Raw genomic sequence first — 20219 nt, 5'->3', positions numbered from 1 at the left:
GAGAGTCAGGAACGATTCGAACTCGCGAGGATCGTTCGCAGGCGTTCTCGCAAGGGCTCCTCGTAGTAGAGGAAGATCAGGATAGAGAGTGTGATAAGAATGACAGGGGAGAGAATAGCATCCAGACCGGGGTGTAAAGGAGCAACATATTGCCGCATCAGATCACGAATCGGCCATTGCAATAAGTAGATGGAGTAGCTTGCGCCGCCTAGAAGGATAAAGATGCGACTGGAAAGAAGTTTGGTAAGCCATCCCTTGCCAGATGCCAGCCGGTAGATCGCCCAGATGAACCAGAAGAGGCAGGCCAGTGCAACTGCTTTTGAAAACTTCCCCGAAGCGATCAAGGCGATCGGAGGAAACATTACGATTAAGGTAATCCAGTCGTTCTGCCACCAGGGTGTTGAACCGGTGGTACGGTGAAGAAACAGAGAACCGAGTAGCATGCCCAGAATGAATTCGGGTAGACGAAGCAGAGGGAGAAAGATTCCCTGAACCGGACTTGTCATTCCGGCGTGCTGAAATGGAAGTTCGAGAAGGCCCGCTGTTATTCCCACAATAAATAAAAGCATCCAAGTGAGATGACGGCTCCGCAGACGTTCCACGAGAGGTAATAAAAGTGGAAAGCTGCAATAAAAGAATGTTTCAACAGAGAGCGTCCACGCTTGCATGATCCATGCATAGCCGCTTGGAGAGGCAGCGGGAGTCCAGCTCTGCAACAGGGTAAAGTACATGAGGTTGTGACCTGTGGGCAACCCTCGTACTGCGAAACATGTCACGGCTGCTGCAAGCAGATAGACCGGATAGATACGGCAGAACCTTGCGACGAAAAAGCGATAGCGATCCCGTCCAGTTTTCAGGTTGCCCGCATATGTATAGAAAAGGATGAATCCGGAGAGCAGGAAGAAAAGGCAAACCCCTAGCGAACCATGCTCGAGAAAATTAGTTACTGCTCTGGGCATATGCGCCCGATGGGTGAACGCAGCGCCATAGTGGAACGACATTACATAGAATGCTGCAAAAAAACGTAATCCAGTAAGTGCATCCAATGGTGGGCGGCGCGTCCGCACATTGGGGTTGGCAACAAAGCCGTGTTCCAGTAGCTGTTCGGTCGTCACGATAGGTGGAGTCTATCTCAAAAATGAAGTAGGGCAGATAACGCGAACAGGGGATAGAAGATGCGTGGGGCAACGAGAGGTACATGCCCCACGCGGATGGCGAATGATTATGGGATTAGAGACCCTTCTTCTCGAGGAAGAGGATGAGGTCCTTGACGCGGTTGGAATAACCCCACTCGTTGTCATACCAGCTGATGATCTTGCCGGTGTTCCCGATGACCTTGGTCAGTTTGGAGTCGAAGATCGAAGAGAGCGGGTTTCCTCGGAAGTCGCTGGAGACCAACTCCTCTTCGGTGTAGCCGAGGATTCCCTTCATCGGGCCTTCAGCGGCGGCCTTGATGGCGGCGTTAATGCTCTCCACTGAGACAGGCTTCTCTGCCAGGAAGGTGAGATCGACAACCGAGACGGTTGGGGTCGGGACGCGGATAGAGAAGCCGTCAAGCTTGCCGGCCATCTCAGGGATGACGAGCTTGAGAGCCTTGGCGGCGCCGGTGCTCGTGGGGATCATCGAGAGCGCAGCGGCGCGTGCGCGGCGAAGGTCCTTGTGCGGGGCATCGAGCACGACCTGGTCATTGGTATAACTGTGGATCGTGTTCATGAGGCCGTTCACGATTCCAAAAGTGTCATGCAGGACCTTGACGACGGGAGCGAGACAGTTTGTCGTGCAACTCGCGTTGGAGATGACGTTGTGCTTGGAAGGGTCGTACTTGCCTTCGTTGACGCCGAGCACGATGGTGATGTCTTCGTTGCTAGCAGGCGCCGAAATGATGACTTTTTTGACGGTCGAGCCGAGATGGGCCTTGGCTTTTTCGGCATCGGTGAAGAAGCCTGTGGATTCAACGACCACCTGAGCTCCGACGGAGGCCCAGTCAAGCTTGGAGGGATCACGCTCCGCGAAGACCTTGACCTGCTTTCCGTCGACGGAGATGAAGTCGGGTCCATGCTTGATGTCATGGTGAAGATTGCCGAGGATTGAATCGTACTTGAGCAGATGCGCGAGTGTGGCCGGCGTGGTCAGGTCGTTGACGGCGACAAACTCAATGTCAGGATTTCCCAGAGCGCTGCGGAAGACGTTCCGCCCGATGCGGCCAAAGCCGTTGATACCTACCTTTACAGCCATGATTTCCAGTTGCTCCTATCGTGTGGATGCTGAGGTTTATACGTTTTATCTATTGTAGAACGCAGAAAGAGGTCTGTGTGCCTTCAGCACCGGATGGTATCACCTGTCGGTAAAGAGACAAAGATGAAGGCCCCGCAAACCGGGAGAAGTTTCGTACTGATTTGCGGGCGGGTTTGACCCTGTGTTACAAGCGACATATGCGCGATCTGCGCGATTGGATAAGCGACAAGATGAGACGACGCCCAAGACGTGGACCGAATGATTCGGAGTCCACGGGCAAGAGCGGGCAGGAGCTGCCCGCAAATCAACCTGCGCCCTTGAGGCCCTCTTACCCGGACCCTGTTCCGCCACAGGCGGCTGAGCCTGAGATAGTGGCTGGCTCAGAGAGCACAGAAAGCTCTGAGCCTGCTCTGGTTGCTCCCGTTGTTCCGGAGCAGAAGGTTGTAGTGGAGACTCAGCCGGATTCGGTGACCACTCCACCTGCGGAACAGCCTCCAGCGAGGTCGCCCAAAGGTTATGTGGTTTTGACGATTGGACTGCCCGGGTCTGGAAAGACGACCTGGTATAAACGTCGTGGAGTCACCCCACTTTCAAGCGACCTGCTGCGGACGATCCTGTTCGACGACATTACGGAGCAACGCTACCAAGGGCTGGTATTTTCTACATTGCGTAGCCTTTTGCGGGCTCGGCTGATCGCCAAGATGCCGTGGAACTATGTCGACGCCACCAATTTGTCGCCTCATGAGCGGCGACAGTGGATACGCATGGCGAAGAGCTTTGGCTACGAGGTGCAGGCAGTCTTCTTCGATGTTCCGCTGGCGGTATGCCTGGAGCGGAATCGCAAGCGCGATCGCGCGGTTGCCGAAGAGGTAATGCAGAAGATGTCGGAACGTCTGCGTGCGCCTTCCTTCAAGGAAGGCTTCGATAAGATCACGATCGTTCGAGTAAAGGGACAGCCAGGGAGTGGTGGCGGTGCTCCAGTTGGCGGCAGTGATAGTCCGGAGGCCGATCCGGAAGCTGCGCTGTAATCCCTCGGATAAAGGAAACGACATGCCCACAGTAGGCGTTGAGTTCGCAAAAGTGAGCTATACGCCTGCAGGTGGGCATCTTGTTTTGGACGACATCTCTCTTGCGCTTGCTGCCGGAACAACGACCGCACTGTTGGGGCGCAGCGGTTCAGGAAAGACCACATTGCTGCGTATGGTGAATGGATTGACGCAGCCCACAGCAGGGAAAGTGATGGTTCGCGGCCAGAGAGTAAGCGAGCTGCTGTGTGCGGACGACCGGGTCCATCTGCGGCGCGGAATTGGCTATGTGATCCAGGAGGCCGGCCTCTTTCCACACATGACAATCGAGCGGAATGCAGGGCTTGCCCTGGAGCTGGAGGGACGGCTAAGAGCGGAGATCGTGGCGCGAGCTCGTGAGATTCTGGAGCAGGTGGGATTGAATTTTGATGCGCTTCGGGGAAGGTTTCCCTGGCAGCTTTCAGGCGGGCAGAGGCAACGGGTGGGGTTGGCCCGGGCACTAGCTCTGGAGCCTCCTGTGCTATTGATGGACGAGCCTTTCGGTGCTCTCGATCCACTAACGCGGAGCGAGATGCAAGAGATGCTGAAGGGGCTGCTGGCGCCCATGGGAAAGACTGTCCTGCTGGTCACCCATGATCTTGAAGAGGCGCTATACCTTGCAGACCGCATTGTGATTCTTGAGAACGGACGGGTGGTGGCCGATACACCCTCCAACGAGTTTCTTCGGTCTGAAAATTCTCATGTAAAAAACTATATTGCTTCGATCCGTCGCGCGGTGCAGGGATGATGCAGTTCCTGAACCAATACGGATGGGAGATCGGCAGGCTTACCTTTGAGCACTTGTGGCTGACTTTCAGCGCAATGCTATTCGCTGTTGCTATCGGGTTGCCTCTGGGGATACTGCTGACGCGCAGGCCCCGATTAGCCAAGCCCGTGATCGGATTTGCCAATGTCATCCAGACAGTTCCCAGTCTGGCGCTCTTCGGGCTTCTATTACCGGTGCCATGGATGGGAGAGAATGCTGCTCGGCTTGCCATTGTTGCGCTAACTGGGTATGCTCTGCTGCCCATCCTGCGAAACACCTATGCGGGAATCATGAGTGTCGATGTTCAGTTGGCCGATATCGCGGATGCGATGGGGATGACTGGCTGGCAGAGACTCAGAAAAATAGAGCTGCCGTTGGCGGCCAGCGTGATTCTGGCCGGGGTGAGGACCGCGACCGTAATTTGTGTTGGGGTGGCGACCATTGCCGCAGCCATCGGTGCAGGCGGGCTGGGAGAGCTGATCTTTCGCGGAGTTGCCAGCGTGGATAATCAGCTTGTGCTGGCAGGTGCAGCTCCCGCGGCCCTCTTGGCCTTGATTGCGGATGGGGCATTGGCGTGGGTGGAGAAGAAGTTAACGGTGCGGAGATGACTCTGCAAGTCAGTGGCGTAGTCAGTCAGCGGGTTAGCCAGTCACGGAGCGACTGGTTGGGGCGATGCTTGCAGGCTGGGATGGTCTGTTGTTTGTTTCTCTGCGTTGCCTGTGCACCTCCACGTTCTTCGCGCATTGTTATTGGAGCGAAGAACTTCACTGAGCAGGTTGTACTGGGGGAGTTGCTGGCCCAGGAGATCGAAGAGGTTACCGGTCAGCCTGTTGATCGCAGATTCTATTTAGCGGGAAGTTATTTGTGCCAGCAAGCGCTAGTGAGCGGCCGCATCGATGGCTATGTGGAGTACACCGGTACAGCGCTTACCGCGATTCTGAAGCAGCCGCTACCTCCTGTTGGCCAGCGTGATCGAGCGCATGTTTTTGAGACAGTGCGACAGTTCTACGATCAAAGTTATCGCGTTCGCGTAGAACCGGGGCTGGGCTTCGAGAACACCTTTGCGATGGTGGTGCGTGGCGACGAGGCTAGGAAACTTGGGCTGAAGACAATCTCCGATGCCGTGCCTCATGCGCTACAGATGAAGCTTGGAGTCGGTTACGAATTTGAACAGCGTCCAGATGGACTGCGGGGGTTGGAATCGGTTTACGGACTGAAGTTTAATAGCAATCCTCGGACGATGGATCTAGGGCTGTTGTATCGAGCACTTTCGGCCAAACAGGTGGACATGGTGGCAGGAAATTCAACCGATGGTCCGATTCAGGCCATGGGATTTGTAGTGCTGGAAGATGATAAGCACTATTTCCCGCCGTATGAGGCTGTGCCACTGGTGCGCGAAGATTCGTTACGACGGCATCCTGGAATCCAGCTTGCGATGGATAAGCTGGCTGGAAAGATAAGCGCAGAGGAAATTCGTAAGATGAATAACGCCGTGGATGGACAGCACAGGGATGTATCTGCGGTTGTCCGCGAATTCAGGAAAAGCAAGGGACTCTAGGGCATAAGAGATCTTTTGGTGCGCGAGGTTACTTTCGTTCGGCTAGAGCTTCTGTCTGCTTTGACATCTGGGCGGTACGCTCAAGCTTGTCCCAGTTGAATGGTTTGCCGTCGATGGCCCGTTTAATGGTCTTCAGCAGCACGATCGAGAAAACCTGGCGGTAGCTGAATCGTTGAATCCAGATATGAACCAGGAGCCATGCGTCACCCCGGCTAGCCGGATGTTTGCGTTCGAGCGCAAAGGCAAGGGCCGAGGTAAGGAAGTCGATGACCAGGAAGGCGGTGAAGAAGATGAGCAGCTTATGGAAGCTGGCTGCCGAAGCCGAGTCGGGATGGAAATGCTTATCGACAAAGTAATTGATAACGCCCGCGACGAACATGAGATCGATTAGAGGCGAAACCAGGGGAAGAAGAATCTGGAAGACCACGATATTGGGCAGCGCAAAGAGGCCCATGGCGAGATGTTTGGTGATGGCTCCACGATGTTTGAAGACCGCCTGAAGAATGCCAAACGACCAACGGAAGCGCTGGCGCATCAAGCCATCCATGTTGACTGGGGCCTCGGTAAAGGCGAGCGCCTGGTCTTCGTAGATGACCGAATATCCTTGTTCGAGGATGTTCATCGTAAGGTCCGCATCTTCGGCGACAGTATCGGGGTGATACCCGCCGCCATCGCGAACAGCAGAGGTACGCCATGCTCCAATGGCTCCCGGGACAACCATGACGACATCGAAGAGATCGAGGGCGCGTCGCTCAAAATTCTGACTGGTGATGTATTCTAGGGCCTGCCAGCGCGTCCAGAGGTTGACGCGATTGCCAACCTTGGCGTTTCCAGCAACGGCTCCAATCTTCGGATTAGCAAAATGGCTGACGAGGCGGGTGATAGCGTCATGGGCGATAACGCCGTCTGCGTCGATGCCGACATAGATCTCTTCGTCGGTTTGATTCAGAGCGAAGTTCAGGGCTTCAGCTTTGCCGCCATTTGGTTTCGTGAGTAGCGTAAGACGCCCGGAAGCGAGATCTACAGGATAGGTGTCGTGGACGACTTTAGCGGTGTTGTCTGAGGAACCGTCGTCGATGACGATGATACGAAGGTTCTTGTAATTCGACATCATCACGGAACGGATCGTCCGCGCGATGACCTTTTCTTCGTTATATGCCGGGATGAGAACGGCAACGCGAGGATTGTAGTCTGGGCCGGCGTAGTTTTTGCGAGTGCGAAGACGATCAATCAGCGCAAATGCCCCGATGATGATGAGTCGCCCGCTCATCAGGATGTCACCGACAAAAAAGACAGCGACTACAAAGTTGTTGAAAAATCCGATAAGAAAGAAAGTAATGGAATCGGCACGGGCCTGCCAGCGCTGGTGAGGTGTCAGGGGAGGCATAACCTCAGCACGAGTTTTTCCGATCAGCTCTGCGACAGGAACGATCTCATAACCGCGAGCGCGCAGCTGGGTAATCAGCATGGGGAGTGCGGCCACGGTTGCGGAGCGATCACCGCCCCCATCATGCATCAGAATGATGGAGCCGCGCTGCCAGGGGTTTTTCTCCATGTCGGCAATCTGGCTGAAGACGCTGTCGGTGATCTCCTGCGGGGTCTTTCGCGGAGTCTCATCCCAGTCGTTCGTATCGATTTTGTTCCCGAGGATGACGTAGCCAAGGCTCTGAATCCGGTCTACAGGGGCAGCCTGATCATTAGTGTCAGGTTCCTGGTCAATGGAATAGGGGGGACGGAAATAGAGTGGCTGGACTCCAAGTTTGGCACCGAAGAGGCGTTCTGTAAGATTCAGCTCGAGATCGACCTGGGCTTTGGGGATTACGCTGATGTCGGGATGTGTGAAGCTGTGATTTCCGATCTCATGGCCTTCGCGATAGACGCGCTGCATGATCCCGACGTTCTTTTCGGCTTCTTCTCCAATCATCAGGAAGACAGCTTTGACATTGTATTGTTTCAGGACGTCAAGGATTTTAGGCGTCCACTTGGCATCTGGACCGTCATCGAAGGAGATCGCGACTTTTTTGGGGTGATAGCCGTATTGCGTGATGGTGTAGGAAAGTGGATATGACTGCATCGATTCCTGTACCACCATGCGATAGCGCAACGGAACAGAGTCATCGTCGTCCATCGCAAGGTCACGTGCTCCATCTTGAGGTCGACGAGTGATGCGCAGAACATCGCCTTCCCCTTCGGTATCGACGTCATAGCCAGGAGAAACATGCGCGAGGTCATGCTCGGGATCGGCGTTGAGAGGACGGTCCCATATTTTCCACAGAGAATTATCTTCCTGTCCTAACCGCCACAGGGCGTAGGTCTGGATCCCAAGAGCGCGGGCCGCGCGCATCTGGTTTAGGACGGTGACGGCATCCAGAAACCAGACGTAATGCCGAACGTGGGAGTCGACGTCATCGTAAGCAAAGTGGACATTTAGCGAATCGTCATCGAGATCGATTTGAGATCCAGAGTCATAGGCATTCTGCCATGCCTCCTGAGTTGAGAGCGGAACTGCGGATAAGACCTTTTCTGGCTGCTGCTTATGACCTTTCTTTGTTGGGGAAGGGAGGGTCGTGGTCCAGTTGTAACCGTAGCTCCCGATCGCACAAATGATCTTTTCTTTCGGAACAACCTTAAGAATTGCTTTGAGATTGTCGGTGAACCAATCCTGCGAGGCGATGGGCCCGGGATCTCCGCCAGACTCATGCTCGTCGTAGTTCATCAGGAGCAGCCCATCAGAGTGATCGGCGAGGAATTTCATATCGAAATCGTCGTCGCGGACCGGGACGTTTATGTAGAGGTGCAGGTTGCGTGGATGGAAGTCGTTATAAAGGCCAGCGACGAGTGCATTGAATCCAGGCTGCGCATTAGTAGGAATCTCCTCAAAGTCAAGTGAGAGCCCACGGTACGAAGGATTCGCAGCGAGAAAGGCGTCGATCTGATGGATGAAGTTGGCGCGTGCGGTCTCGTTAAGAAGGAAATCCCCGATTTCGGGGAGAAACTGGTTCTTAACTGGGTTGTAGTTGTTTACCAGTGGAACGACATCGAGGTTGACACGAGTCGTTGCAATGGTAGATGCCACTTTGCCGTCACGATCGACGGAGTGAACCGTGCCTTTTTCGATGATGTTATAGGGCCGGTTGTCGAGGGAATATCCAGTCAGGTTTCCATCCGGGGTTACAACATGAAGCCACTCAGGAAAGAGAATGTCGATTTGAGAGATGTGCTGGCGGAAGGAGGAATAGCTGGCGGGGTCGTCTTCGACATAGTATGCAGCGCGTAGGCCTTCGCCTGAGTTTAGAGGGACGTCTGAAGGCTTAATATCCGTTTTACGATGGGCAGATCGGCGAAGCTTCTGATTTTTCTGCGGTTGATTCGCAAGAGCACGGTAGTTCCGTTTTTGCGTCTCAAGCATGAGCTCTGGTAGGGGCTTCATGCGGATCAGTCCGACGAAAAAAATAATGGCGAGAATTAGGCCGATGAATGCAAGTGAGTCAAGGATGACCCGGAGGCGTTTCCAGCGCTTGCGTTGCGGGTCGTAGAAGATCTGTTTGGCCATCAGGGAGTGAGGCTTTTCGCGATGGGCTTTGCCTCAGGCTCCATCCTAAGCAGGGAAGAGTCTAGAGTCAACGAAACGGTTGAAGGGGATAAAGTTCGCAGTATGATGCAGTTTGGATGCTAATTCCTCGACGAAAAGGGTTGATTTTATTCTGGGGCGCAGTGGTGCTGGGACTGGCGCTGCGGCTGGCCTTTGTGTTGCATACCCCGCGAATCGCCGGGGATACGCTGATCTATGGAGATATCGCGAAGAACTGGATGCATCACGGCGTTTATGGCTTTGCAGAGTCAGCGTCAGGGCCGCTTCCGACGCTGATCCGGCTACCGGGATACCCGATGTTTCTGGCCCTATGCTTTAGGGTATTTGGCGATGACAGATATTCGGCAGTGATGTTGGCACAATGCCTGATCGATCTGGGTACGTGTATTCTGCTGGGCGATTTAGCGAGACGCATTTTTGGGCGGCGGGCTGGAATCGCAGTGTTGTGGATGGCGGCACTGTGTCCCTTTACCGCAAATTATGTTGCAGCTCCTTTAACCGAGACCCTTACGCTGACTTGCATCGTAGTTGCGTTTTACGGGTTGGTTCGATGGAAAGAACTGGAGGGGGGGTGGAATCGCTGGCTTTGGGCCATTGCAATGGCGCTGGCTTACGCTGTGTTACTGCGTCCAGAGCAGGGGTTGCTATCAGTTGCAATTCTTTCTGCGATGGGGTGGGTCAGTTTGCGGGGTGGGTTTAAGGGTAGGAATGCGGCGCCGGTTGCTGTGGCGGCGCTTTGCGTGGTTCTACCGCTAATGCCGTGGACAGTCCGTAACTGGCGGACCTTCCATGTATTTCAGCCACTGGTTCCGAAGGATGCGGTTGACCCGGGCGAGTTAATTCCGCACGGATTCGATCGCTGGTATCGCACCTGGGCAATCGAGTTTGTCTCAACGGAGGATGTGTACTGGAACTGGAACACTGCAATGATCGACATCGACGATATTCCGACCCGAGCGTTTGATACGGAGGAGCAGTACAGCCGGGTAGAGGCATTGCTGAACAAACACAATCAGGATTTCAATGCGACACCAGAGCTGGATGCGGGATTTGGCGCATTGGCTGAGGAGAGGATCGCTGACGATCCGGTGCGGTATTACCTGGTTCTGCCAGTCGCGCGGTTGGTGGATATGGCTTTCCGCCCGCGAACGGAGATGATGGAGTCCGATTTGGAGTGGTGGAAGTGGAGGCACCCAAAGCAGACTATCTTTGCGGGAACGTATGCCTTGCTGAATCTTGTGTATTTCACGGCCGGAGCGATCGGGCTGTGGCGTTGGAGGCGAAGAGGATGGGGTGGACACGCGGTGCTGGCCTGGTCGATGATTGCATTCTTTGCGTTACGATGTGCGCTACTACTGACACTCGATAACTCAGAGCCACGGTACACGTTGGAACTCTTCCCCTTGCTCATACTGTGGGCAGGAGCATTATTTGTACGCATTCCAGAATCTGAAATTACGACAGGGGTTGGAGGTCGCCGAGTACTGTAGGAATCAGTTCGGAGACGGTGGGATGGATGTGCACGGCGCGCTGGATCGTCGTGTAAGGCGCTCGAGCATACATGACATCTGTGATGCAGTGAATCGCTTCGTCGCCACTGGTTCCGAGGATGGAGGCTCCAAGGATCTGCTTGCTTTCGACATCAACCAGAATCTTCATAAAGCCTTCGCTCTCGCCTTTCTCGACAGCGCGATTTACTTTGGTCATCGGGCGAGTCCCCATGAGTGCTGGTTTACCTGACTGACGCACTTCGCGCTCGGTGAGGCCGACACGGGCCAGGGGAGGATCCATGAAGAGGGCATACGTGGGGATACGGTCGCTGACACAGCGGGGATCGTTGTCGAGCAGATTGGCAGCGACGATCTCGAAGTCATTGTAGGCGGTGTGGGTGAAGGCTCCTTTGCCGTTGCAATCTCCCAGTGCCCAGATCCCGGACACATTTGTGCGGAGCTGGTCATCGACCTTGATATAGCCGTGTTGGTCGGTGGCGACTCCTGCTTTGTCGAGACCGAGGTCATCGGTATTGGGGCGGCGGCCTACTGCAAGAAGGACATGGGATGCTATGAGGGGCTTGTTGTCTTCGTTGCAGTTGACATGTACAGACACACCTTCAGGCGAATGATCCAGACTGATGCATTCGGCGTTAAGCCGGATGCGGATACCTTCTTTTTCGAGGATCTCTTTGATTGTTGAGGAGACGTCGTCATCTTCGCGTTGCGCAAGACGCGGCCCCATTTCGATGATAGTGATCTCGCTGCCAAAGCGCCGGAAAGCCTGCGCAAATTCGATACCAATGTAGCTTCCTCCTACGATCGCAAGATGGCGGGGAAGTTCTTCAAGGTCGAGGAGAGAGGTGTTGGTAAGGAAGGGCACCTCATGGACGCCTGGTATTGGAGGTACGGAGGCGCGTCCGCCGACATTGAGAAAGATTTGCGGAGCAGAGAGAAGTTCTTTATCGACTCGGATGGTCGTGGGAGACTCAAAGCGAGCATGGCCGGTGAAGACCGTACAATTCTGCATGTCGCGCAACCATGATTCGATGTTGTCGCGAGACTTGAGCAAAATGGAATCTTTACGGGCTTTGATCTCCCTCATATCGGCATGTACCGGACCTGAGACATCGATGCCATACATCTTGGCGGTATGGGCCTTGTGGGCAACATAGGCGCTGGCAATCAGTGTTTTGGTAGGAGTACAACCGGTATTGACACAGGTCCCGCCAAAGAGTTTGCGTTCGACGATGGCGACCTTACGACCTGCCTGTGCGAGTCTGCCTGCGAGGGAGGGACCGGCCTGGCCAGCCCCGATGATGATGGCATCGAAGGGTGTTGGCATCATCGATTGAGGGTACCAGTTCGTTCAGGTTAGCGATAGCATTCGATCAAATGTGGCAGGAGGAGGATCTGTTCTCTTGCAATCTACGCACTTGATAAAGTCGTCTGAAGAAGGGAGATTCGAGAGATGCAGATCAGTCATGCAAGCAAAGTTGTTCTGGTGACCGGAGGAACAGGTGGGCTTGGTCGCAGTGTTGTTCTGGCCTTTGCCGCGGAGAACGCAAAGGTTACTACAACTTATCGCAACGCGGCCGAGCTCACCGCATTGAAGCAGGCCGCAGGGGAGAAGGCCGGTTTCATTGAAGGTGTGCAGGCGGATGCAACGGATGAATCTGCGATATCGGCCTTAGTCTCTAGTATTTTGTCAAAGCATGGCAGATTGGATGTCGTGGTTAATACCGTGGGTGGCTATGCAGGCGGAATCAAACTATGGGAGCTAGAGCCAAAGGTATTCGAACGGATGTTGGATTTGAATCTGCGCGTTGGATTTGTACTTGGACGTACCACGATCCCGGCGCTGGTTCAGCAGGGAAGGGGAGTACTCATCAATGTCGCAGCGAAGGCTGCATTTGATCACGCAGCTGGAGCCTCAGCATATGCGGCGTCTAAAGCTGCTGCTGTGGCTCTGATGGACTGTCTTGCAGCCGATGTCAAAGGAACAGGGGTACGGGTTAATTCGATTTTGCCGAGCATCATTGATACGGAAGCGAATCGAAAGGGGATGCCAGACGCCGATTTTGACAGATGGCCAAAGCCGGAGGAGATTGCGCGCGTCATTTTGTTCCTTGCCAGCGATGAGGCGCGGGTTGTCCATGGTGCGTCTGTTCCGGTGTATGGAGAGAGTTAGGGATGGTAAAGGACAGGTCCTGAAACCATGAATTTCATCGCTGGATAACGCAACTCGAGCAACTGCAATAAAAAATGAGACGTCGTATTTGTGGAGGCTTCCTAGTAGCGTATAGTGGCTTCGGCTGCAAAAGGGTTCACGGATCTCCCGCATCAAGTAATAGAGAAAAAATTAAGGAGTTGAGGAGAGGAAGATGAAGAAAATTGCATGTCTATCGTTAGGCGTTCTGCTGGTGCTACCCCTGATGGCGAAAGGGCAGGAGAAAGAAGAAGATCGCGTCAAAGAGTCAGGCCTGGTTTTACGAGACATCCTGGAAGCTCCTGACAAAGGAATTCCTCAGGACTTGATCGATAAGGCAGAGTGCGTCGTTGTTTATCCTTCCGTAAAGAAAGCAGCTTTTGTTGTGGGCGGAAGTTATGGCCGCGGCGTGATGACTTGCCGAACGGGAAAGAATTTCAGGGGGCCGTGGAGCGCTCCAACAATGATGGCCCTGGAAGGCGCCAGCTTTGGATTTCAGATCGGCGGTCAGGCAACTGATTTCGTTTTGCTGATTATGAATGAGCGTGGTGCTAGTTCTGTACTTTCAAGCAAAGTGAAGATCGGAGCCGATGCCTCGGCTGCGGCTGGTCCGGTGGGCCGCAATGCCAGTGCAGAGACGGACGTCATGCTGAAGGCCGAGATACTCTCCTGGTCTCGGGCACAGGGACTTTTCGCTGGTATTTCGTTGTCGGGATCAAGCATGCGTCCTGACAATGGCGCTAACAAGAACCTCTACGGGAAAGATCTTACTGCGCAGGACATCGTCTTCAAGCATGAAGTCAAGGCTCCGGCTTCAGCACGCACGTTACTTGCGGAATTGAATAAGATTTCGCCACGACGTAAACCCTAAATCTCGAAGAAGAGCGAAGGAAGGGCAGCCATTGCGGCTGCCCCTTCTGTTTTGTTCGATAAAACAGCCGCGACGAAAACATTCTTTCTATGACATCCGTGGTTCTTGAGGGCTACAATTCACCGCGCGTCGTGAAAAACGATTGCGAAGGAGTGTGAAGTATGGCAACGATGACTGCGCTGCGACCCGGCGCTTACGGTTATCCCGTATCAATTCGGGCAAGGTACAACAACTTTATTGGTGGTGAGTGGGTGGCTCCCGCCTCTGGACAATACTTCGAGAACGTAACACCAGTTACGGGACAGATCCTGTGCGAGATTCCGCGGTCGAATGCAGCAGATGTCGATCGCGCTCTGGATGCTGCTCATGCGGCGAAGACTGCATGGGGCAAGACTGCGCCCGCTGAGCGTGCGCGCATGCTTGAGAAGATTGCGCAGCGTATGGAAGACAACCTAGAAATGCTTGCCACTGTGGAGACATGGGACAACGGTAAGCCTATTCGCGAGGCCATGGCGGCCGACATTCCTCTCGCGATCGATCACTTCCGTTACTTTGCTGGAGCGATTCGCGCGCAGGAAGGTTCGATCAGCGAGATCGACGAGACCACAGTTGCGTATCACTATCACGAGCCGTTGGGTGTTGTCGGCCAGATTATCCCGTGGAACTTTCCAATATTGATGGCAGCCTGGAAGTTGGCTCCCGCGCTTGCAGCCGGCAACGCGGTTGTACTGAAGCCCGCCGAGCAGACACCACTCGGTATCCTTGTCTTTGCCGAACTCATCCAGGACATTCTTCCTCCTGGAGTGCTGAACATCGTTAATGGTTTTGGCCTGGAAGCCGGCAAGCCTCTAGCTTCGAGTTCGCGTATTGCCAAGATCGCGTTTACCGGCGAGACGACAACTGGCCGACTCATCATGCAGTATGCGTCGCAGAACATTATTCCAGTGACGCTGGAACTCGGTGGCAAGTCACCCAACATCTTCTTTGCCGACGTAATGCGCGAAGACGACGATTTCTTCGACAAGTCTCTTGAAGGCTTTGCAATGTTTGCGCTGAACCAGGGAGAAGTCTGTACCTGTCCATCGCGTGCTTTGGTTCATGAGTCGATCTATGGCCGGTTTATGGAGCGGGCGTTGAAGCGGGTGAGGGCGATCCAGCAGGGTAATCCGCTAGACAAAACAACCATGATTGGAGCGCAGGCTTCGACAGAGCAGATGGAGAAGATCCTTTCGTATCTCGACATCGGCCGCCAGGAAGGGGCAGAGGTTTTGACGGGTGGCAAGCGCGCAAAACTGGAAGGAGATCTGGCGGAAGGTTTCTATATCGAACCGACGGTCTTCAAGGGTAACAACAAGATGCGTATCTTCCAGGAGGAAATCTTTGGCCCCGTGGTTTCAGTGACAACCTTCAAGGATGATGACGAGGCACTGGCGATCGCGAATGATACGTTGTATGGACTGGGAGCCGGCATCTGGACTCGCGATCTCAATCGTGCCTATCATTTTGGCCGCTCTATTCAAGCTGGCCGGGTATGGACGAACTGCTACCATCTGTATCCAGCCCATGCTGCCTTCGGCGGGTATAAGCAGTCGGGTATTGGCCGCGAAAACCACAAAATCATGCTCGACCACTATCAGCAGACGAAGAACCAGCTCATCAGTTACAGCCCGAAGGCGATGGGATTTTTCTAAACGATGACGACAGCAACTCAACTTCCGCTGCAGGTGACGGCGACTCCCAGTGCATTAGCTCTGATCGAGAAGCTGAAGGCCCGGTACGGAGAGTTGATGTTTCACCAGTCGGGGGGCTGTTGCGATGGCAGCTCCCCGATGTGTTATCCGAGAGGCGAGTTTCTTGTCGGCGACAGCGATGTTTTACTGGGGGAGATTGGTGGAACTCCGTTCTACATGAGCCGCAGCCAGTTTGAGTACTGGAAGCATACACAGCTCACTCTGGATGTGGTGACAGGGCGTGGAGGAATGTTTTCGCTGGAGGGGCCAGAAGGATTGCGGTTTCTGATCCGGTCAAAGGTATTCGGCGATGACGAGATCGCGGCACTAAGAACGGCAGGGCGGATCTAGTGTCCTGGATCTGAAGTCCATTGCATTTATCCGAAGGTCAACCGGAGATTCCTTCGAATTGCCGTTTGCTCGCTCAGGATGACACTTCAGCATGGTGCGCATTTCAGGTTCAGGGACGTCAGGCTTTTTAGTGCGATGTCTCCGAATCCGTCGCGTTCTTGTGGAGAATAGCCCCCCCAGACGCGTTTTGTAAGTAGCTTTTTTTCAAAGAGTTATCTGTTTTTTGTGATGTAAAATATTGTATGCAAAAGGGTTAGACCTCAAAATATTGATTTAAAAAGAGATAGGGCCAGAATTGATCTCCTGGCCCTATCTCTTATCGTTTCTATTCTTCTTTATCTCTATCTCTATTCTAACGAGGTAGTCTGGGTGAATCTGCACTTCGGAGCAGATTTGTTTTTGGACTATAAAGGTTTTGATTTGTTGAAGTTGAGATGATTCCCCCAAGGGAATTTTGTGGGCCGTGGGCTTGACAAGTTAAAGATGGCTCGAGCTTGCGCGGGTTGCCGCGCGTTGCTGTTCGCAGAGTGACAAATTTTTGAGATGTGCGATGGGTGGAAGACAAAGATGCGGAGATTTCTCGCTTCGGCCTATTTGATTCGCCTGCGACTCACTATGGGCTTCCGGTCGAAATGACACGTCGCTGGGGTAAACAGATCAAGACGACACGTCTACTTTTGATTGGGAACTTCTGTGCGAGGAAGAGTCAGGCGCGCTTTTTCTCGAGGCATTTCGTCATAATAGCGGTGTGCAACTTTTCGCGCAGATCGTCGGAGATCTCGTAAACTTCGTTGCCGCGATAGACCTCGATCGTTTGCCGGGTGGTGTTGAGCACAACCTCGCAATGCTTGCAGCCAGAGAGGTGAGCGCGGACTTCCTCTAGAAGCTCGGGGCTGATCTGGCCATCGAAGTAATCCGTAAGCTGGCTCAGGAAATCGGTGCAGTTCATGCGGGTTGTCCCTCCTTCCGCTGGCGGAAGTATCTGCTTAAACGCTCGCGCAATTGTAAACGAGCGCGCAGAAGGCGTGATTTGACGGCGGGGATGCTCAAACCAAGTGCCTCCGCGGTCTCTTCCGTGGAGAGGTTTTCGATATCCCGCAGCGTAAAGACGGTGCGGAAACCCGGAGGGAGTCCCTGGATGGTTCTCCGAAGAATGTCGTTAAGCTCGTTCTGATCGAAGATCTGCTCTGGATTCGGGCGCCACTCGGCAAAATCCCGTGGGATCGATCCTTCTTCGGTTTGGACATCTTCGTCCATAGAGACGGTCTTGCTGGTCTTACGCTTGCGAAGCCGCATAAGGCTTTCGTTGACTGCAATTCGGACAAGCCAAGTCGAAAACTTCGAGTTTCCCTGGAACTGGTCCAGCTTCTCGTAAGCCTTGAGGAAGGTGTCCTGCGTAATGTCTTCAGCGTCTTCACGATTTTGCGTAATATGCTGCGCTACGCGAAAGATCTGGCGTTCATATTGCCGGACCAGCTGCTCAAAGGCTGCTGTATCCCCTTCCCGAGCGCGCGCAACTAACGCTACGTCGGGATGAATCTCTTCCGTTCCTGGAGATTGGATGGCGGGCATGGGCAAAAGGGTGCGCAAATCAAAAATGAGCCCATATGACTCAGTTTTGATCTCATGCGCTTCAACCATAGTAAATGCCGTGCTGTATCCGGGCAAAGGCCTACCGCCGAAGCAGAAGAAAGAGTGTACCTGTACAGATTCCACCTTGCGGAGTCTAACCCTCAGCGGGGGAGGAGCGGCTTACAGTAAAAGATGTGGACATCCGCAAGAGGGTCAATTTTGAAGGTTTGTACGAGATTTCAGACGGCATTTCTGCTTGGTTCTTTTGTTTTGGGCACAGGGTTTCCTGCGTGGTCCCAAAGCTCTTCCAAACCGTCAGCCAAGAAGCATTCTTCTAAAAGCTCTACGAGCGCCAAGAAGAAGACCCCGCAGCCTTCTTCGCATACGGCAGCGAAGTCTTCCTCGGCTCGGAGATCAAGCAAAACGAGTGCGAAGACGAAGGCACATCGGCGAACTGCAAAGAAGCCAACGGCCGAGACGATTCGTTTGACGAGCGTGTTTCGTGCTACGGAACAGCTTCGTCCAATGGCGCAACAGCTTAATGCGACGCGTTCTGCTGCTGCTTATGCGGGTGTCCAGGCTTATGCTCGTACACATCCGGGGGAAGGATCGGCTACGGCATGGTTGGCGCTGGGGCATGCCTATATGCTCGACCGCCGCTATAACGAGGCGTACACAGCATTCCAACAAGCGAAAACAAGTGGTAAAGTGCTGAACGATTATGCGGACTATCTAGGGGCACAGGCTGCGCTCCAAGCCAACCGCGGCGCGGATGCTTATGCTCTGTTGGATCACTTCGCCGAACACTATCCCGACAGTATTTTTGTGGCAAATGCTCCGGTTTTGCTTGCGAATGCATATATTCAGCAGAACAATCCACAGGGTGCGCTAACAGCATTGCATCCGTTGGAAGATACCCCGGTTGGAAGCCACAGCGACTTCCGTTACATTCTGGGTCGCGCTTACCAGCTGACAGGCGATGCTGGCCATGCCGCTCCAATCTATCGGAACATCTATGCGAAGTTTCCGTTCAGTTATGAGGCCGGTCAGGCTCGCGCACAGCTGGATGCAATGGGAGTTCCACTGAATGCGACGGAGCGTAAGTCGCATGCTGACCAGCTCTTCAACGCAAAGCGTTACAACGAAGCCGGGCAGGAGTACCACGAGATTGCCCGGAATGATTCCAGCCTTTCTCAGATGGATCGTGATGCTCTGGCGGTTTATGCTGCGGTTTGCGATTACAAGCTCAAGCGGATCAGCCGTCGGGACGTTGAGCGTCTTCCGGAACCGAACGATGATGCGGCGTCCGCCAAACTTTATCTGCTTGCGGAGCTTTCGCGGAGTGAAGGTGATACTGCGGCCCATACGACGGTCCTCGATCAAATGATCAAGCGCTTTCCTACAAGCCGGTGGCTTGAGGAGGCCCTTTACTCTGGTGGCAATATGTACCTGCTCAAGCAAGATTCCGAGCAGGCGATCAAGCACTACAAGCTGCTGGTACAGATGTTTCCCCGCAGCACCTATGCTCCTTCTGCACACTGGCGCGCGGCATGGATGAACTACCGGATGCGGAACTTTGGGGAAGCTGCCCGGCTGATGGATGAGCAGATCGTCCAGTATGGCGCAGGGATTGAAGCTCCCACAGCCCTTTACTGGCGCGGACGCATCTTTGAAGAGCAGGAACATAATCCCGGTCAAGCTGCAAATTACTATCGTGCGCTGAGCGCGAATTACACGAACTACTACTACGCAGAACTGGCACGGAAACGTCTTGAAATCCTTGGAACGCAAGCGCCCAATGTTCTGGCATCTCCAGTTCTGGCTTCGATACAGAAGCGTGAGATCCCGTCGCTGATCGATGAGATTCCGGAAAACGAGCCCCATCTGATCAAAGCGCGGTTGGTGGCGAATGCTGCGCTGAATGAGTACATCGGTCCAGAGATTCAGGCTGCGCCAGATTCTTCTGAATGGGGTGCGCTTGCGGAAGCGCGCATCTATGCCTCTTATGGGGAAACGACCCGCACACTTCAGTCCCTGAAGCGCAGCAAGATCTCCTTCTTTGCTCTGCCTTTGGATCAGGTACCTACCCTCTACTGGCAGCTTCTTTTTCCTCGAGCCTATTGGAACGATCTGGTGGCGAACTCAGAGAAGAATGGGCTGGATCCTTACCTGGTTGCTTCGTTGATTCGACAGGAATCGGAGTTCAATGCAGGAGCCGTCAGCCGAGCAAATGCTTATGGGTTGATGCAGCTTCTTCCCTCCGTGGGCAAGTCGCTGGCAAGAAAACAAGGAATGCATAATTTCAAGACATCCGATCTATTGAATGCGGGTACCAATCTTCGACTAGGAACCCTCAATTTGAACCAGGTTCTTGCCCGGTACGGCGGACAGGCGGAATATGCTCTTGCAGCTTACAACGCGGGAGATGTACCGGTACGCCGGTGGATGGCGGCAGGTCCGTACCAGGATATTGCCGAGTTTGTTGAATCCATTCCTTATACGGAGACGCGAGAGTATGTCCAAGCGATTCTGCGAAATAGAAGAATCTACCAGGCCCTTTACGGAAAACGTTAGGAATCAGGAAGGAATCATCCGCTGAATTCTTCATTGACACGTGACGAAATTGGGATATGCTTTGCACCATAGTTGGTGCAATTCTGATCGAGAGGTTGAAGAAACCGCAAAAGAAGAGTTTCTGTTGGAAACATGCCAATGGAAATTACGCAGATTAACTGTCCGCAATGCAAAGAGGTGGAGATATGGTTCCAGAGTTGAACTTCC

General features: G+C 53.8%; 16 protein-coding genes. 10 read left to right on the top strand and 6 right to left on the bottom strand.

The window, feature by feature from the left end:
* Positions 1 to 5: 5 nt before the first annotated feature.
* Together H7846_RS13030 and gap are read right to left on the bottom strand one after the other, a co-directional pair.
* Positions 6 to 1115, bottom strand: a complete 1110-nt coding sequence (locus tag H7846_RS13030) for an acyltransferase family protein (protein WP_186692625.1) — start codon at positions 1113 to 1115, stop codon at positions 6 to 8.
* Between the two features lie 115 nt (positions 1116 to 1230).
* Complete coding sequence (gap, locus tag H7846_RS13025) at positions 1231 to 2235, bottom strand: type I glyceraldehyde-3-phosphate dehydrogenase (protein WP_186692624.1); 1005 nt, start codon at positions 2233 to 2235, stop codon at positions 1231 to 1233.
* Between the two features lie 230 nt (positions 2236 to 2465).
* On the opposite strand from gap, the gene H7846_RS13020 reads away from it, so the two are divergent.
* The 4 genes from H7846_RS13020 to H7846_RS13005 are packed head-to-tail and all read left to right on the top strand — an operon-like array spanning position 2466 to position 5623.
* The gene (locus H7846_RS13020) at positions 2466 to 3263 is read left to right on the top strand and encodes an ATP-binding protein (protein WP_186692623.1); all 798 of its coding nucleotides are present in this window, start codon (positions 2466 to 2468) and stop codon (positions 3261 to 3263) included.
* Positions 3264 to 3285: 22 nt separating this feature from the next.
* Positions 3286 to 4047 (top strand): ATP-binding cassette domain-containing protein, encoded by a 762-nt coding sequence (locus H7846_RS13015; RefSeq protein WP_186692622.1) that lies wholly within the window; start codon positions 3286 to 3288, stop codon positions 4045 to 4047.
* Positions 4044 to 4673 (top strand): ABC transporter permease, encoded by a 630-nt coding sequence (locus tag H7846_RS13010; protein ID WP_186692621.1) that lies wholly within the window; start codon positions 4044 to 4046, stop codon positions 4671 to 4673. Before H7846_RS13015 ends, H7846_RS13010 begins: the two co-directional genes overlap by 4 nt.
* Complete coding sequence (locus H7846_RS13005; protein WP_370561253.1) at positions 4670 to 5623, top strand: glycine betaine ABC transporter substrate-binding protein; 954 nt, start codon at positions 4670 to 4672, stop codon at positions 5621 to 5623. The genes H7846_RS13010 and H7846_RS13005 overlap by 4 nt, the downstream gene beginning before the upstream one ends.
* A 28-nt stretch (positions 5624 to 5651) precedes the next feature.
* Here the strand turns inward: H7846_RS13005 and H7846_RS13000 are convergent, their stop codons facing one another.
* Positions 5652 to 9176 (bottom strand): glycosyltransferase, encoded by a 3525-nt coding sequence (locus tag H7846_RS13000; protein ID WP_186692620.1) that lies wholly within the window; start codon positions 9174 to 9176, stop codon positions 5652 to 5654.
* Positions 9177 to 9316: 140 nt separating this feature from the next.
* Between H7846_RS13000 and H7846_RS12995 the strand changes: the two genes are divergently transcribed.
* On the top strand, positions 9317 to 10705 hold the full coding sequence (locus H7846_RS12995; protein WP_255460626.1) for an ArnT family glycosyltransferase: 1389 nt from the start codon (positions 9317 to 9319) through the stop codon (positions 10703 to 10705).
* Here the strand turns inward: H7846_RS12995 and H7846_RS12990 are convergent.
* Complete coding sequence (locus H7846_RS12990; protein ID WP_255460625.1) at positions 10671 to 12053, bottom strand: FAD-containing oxidoreductase; 1383 nt, start codon at positions 12051 to 12053, stop codon at positions 10671 to 10673. The genes H7846_RS12995 and H7846_RS12990 overlap by 35 nt on opposite strands.
* 123 nt (positions 12054 to 12176) lie before the next feature.
* Here H7846_RS12990 and H7846_RS12985 point away from each other — a divergent pair, with 123 nt between their 5' ends.
* The 4 genes from H7846_RS12985 to H7846_RS12970 all read left to right on the top strand — a co-directional run bounded on the left by H7846_RS12985 (position 12177) and on the right by H7846_RS12970 (position 15866).
* On the top strand, positions 12177 to 12896 hold the full coding sequence (locus H7846_RS12985) for an SDR family NAD(P)-dependent oxidoreductase (protein WP_186692617.1): 720 nt from the start codon (positions 12177 to 12179) through the stop codon (positions 12894 to 12896).
* Between the two features lie 193 nt (positions 12897 to 13089).
* Positions 13090 to 13785, top strand: coding sequence for a lipid-binding SYLF domain-containing protein (locus tag H7846_RS12980; RefSeq protein WP_186692615.1), 696 nt, complete (start codon positions 13090 to 13092; stop codon positions 13783 to 13785).
* 161 nt (positions 13786 to 13946) lie between these two features.
* Positions 13947 to 15476, top strand: coding sequence for an aldehyde dehydrogenase (adh, locus tag H7846_RS12975; RefSeq protein ID WP_222597505.1), 1530 nt, complete (start codon positions 13947 to 13949; stop codon positions 15474 to 15476).
* Between the two features lie 3 nt (positions 15477 to 15479).
* Entirely contained in the window at positions 15480 to 15866 is a 387-nt protein-coding gene (locus tag H7846_RS12970; protein ID WP_186692613.1) for a DUF779 domain-containing protein, read from the top strand.
* 706 nt (positions 15867 to 16572) lie between these two features.
* On the opposite strand, the gene H7846_RS12965 is transcribed toward H7846_RS12970, so the two are convergent.
* Positions 16573 to 16815 (bottom strand): anti-sigma factor family protein, encoded by a 243-nt coding sequence (locus tag H7846_RS12965; RefSeq protein ID WP_186692611.1) that lies wholly within the window; start codon positions 16813 to 16815, stop codon positions 16573 to 16575.
* Positions 16812 to 17438: an RNA polymerase sigma factor gene (locus tag H7846_RS12960; RefSeq protein WP_186696371.1), complete on the bottom strand. Its 627-nt coding sequence runs from the start codon at positions 17436 to 17438 to the stop codon at positions 16812 to 16814. Before H7846_RS12960 ends, H7846_RS12965 begins: the two co-directional genes overlap by 4 nt.
* Positions 17439 to 17657: 219 nt before the next feature.
* Here H7846_RS12960 and H7846_RS12955 point away from each other — a divergent pair, with 219 nt between their 5' ends.
* A complete protein-coding gene (locus H7846_RS12955) occupies positions 17658 to 20012 on the top strand; it encodes a transglycosylase SLT domain-containing protein (protein WP_255460624.1) in 2355 nt (784 codons plus the stop codon).
* Positions 20013 to 20219 lie beyond the last annotated feature (207 nt).

The organism is Edaphobacter sp. 4G125, assembly GCF_014274685.1.
Classification (GTDB): Bacteria; Acidobacteriota; Terriglobia; order Terriglobales; family Acidobacteriaceae; genus Edaphobacter.
The sequence above is the reverse complement of the archived record's forward strand: the minus strand, read 5'-3'. Positions and strand labels throughout refer to the sequence as shown.

Bases quoted from the DNA above. Each gene is read 5' to 3' on its own strand.
- gap (WP_186692624.1), bottom strand. From the start codon at position 2,235: ATGGCTGTAAAGGTAGGTATCAACGGCTTTGGCCGCATCGGGCGGAAC.
- H7846_RS13020 (WP_186692623.1), top strand. From the start codon at position 2,466: ATGAGACGACGCCCAAGACGTGGACCGAATGATTCGGAGTCCACGGGC.
- H7846_RS13015 (WP_186692622.1), top strand. From the start codon at position 3,286: ATGCCCACAGTAGGCGTTGAGTTCGCAAAAGTGAGCTATACGCCTGCA.
- H7846_RS13010 (WP_186692621.1), top strand. From the start codon at position 4,044: ATGATGCAGTTCCTGAACCAATACGGATGGGAGATCGGCAGGCTTACC.
- H7846_RS13005 (WP_370561253.1), top strand. From the start codon at position 4,670: ATGACTCTGCAAGTCAGTGGCGTAGTCAGTCAGCGGGTTAGCCAGTCA.
- H7846_RS13000 (WP_186692620.1), bottom strand. From the start codon at position 9,176: ATGGCCAAACAGATCTTCTACGACCCGCAACGCAAGCGCTGGAAACGC.
- H7846_RS12990 (WP_255460625.1), bottom strand. From the start codon at position 12,053: ATGATGCCAACACCCTTCGATGCCATCATCATCGGGGCTGGCCAGGCC.
- H7846_RS12985 (WP_186692617.1), top strand. From the start codon at position 12,177: ATGCAGATCAGTCATGCAAGCAAAGTTGTTCTGGTGACCGGAGGAACA.
- H7846_RS12980 (WP_186692615.1), top strand. From the start codon at position 13,090: ATGAAGAAAATTGCATGTCTATCGTTAGGCGTTCTGCTGGTGCTACCC.
- adh (WP_222597505.1), top strand. From the start codon at position 13,947: ATGGCAACGATGACTGCGCTGCGACCCGGCGCTTACGGTTATCCCGTA.
- H7846_RS12970 (WP_186692613.1), top strand. From the start codon at position 15,480: ATGACGACAGCAACTCAACTTCCGCTGCAGGTGACGGCGACTCCCAGT.
- H7846_RS12965 (WP_186692611.1), bottom strand. From the start codon at position 16,815: ATGAACTGCACCGATTTCCTGAGCCAGCTTACGGATTACTTCGATGGC.
- H7846_RS12960 (WP_186696371.1), bottom strand. From the start codon at position 17,438: ATGCCCGCCATCCAATCTCCAGGAACGGAAGAGATTCATCCCGACGTA.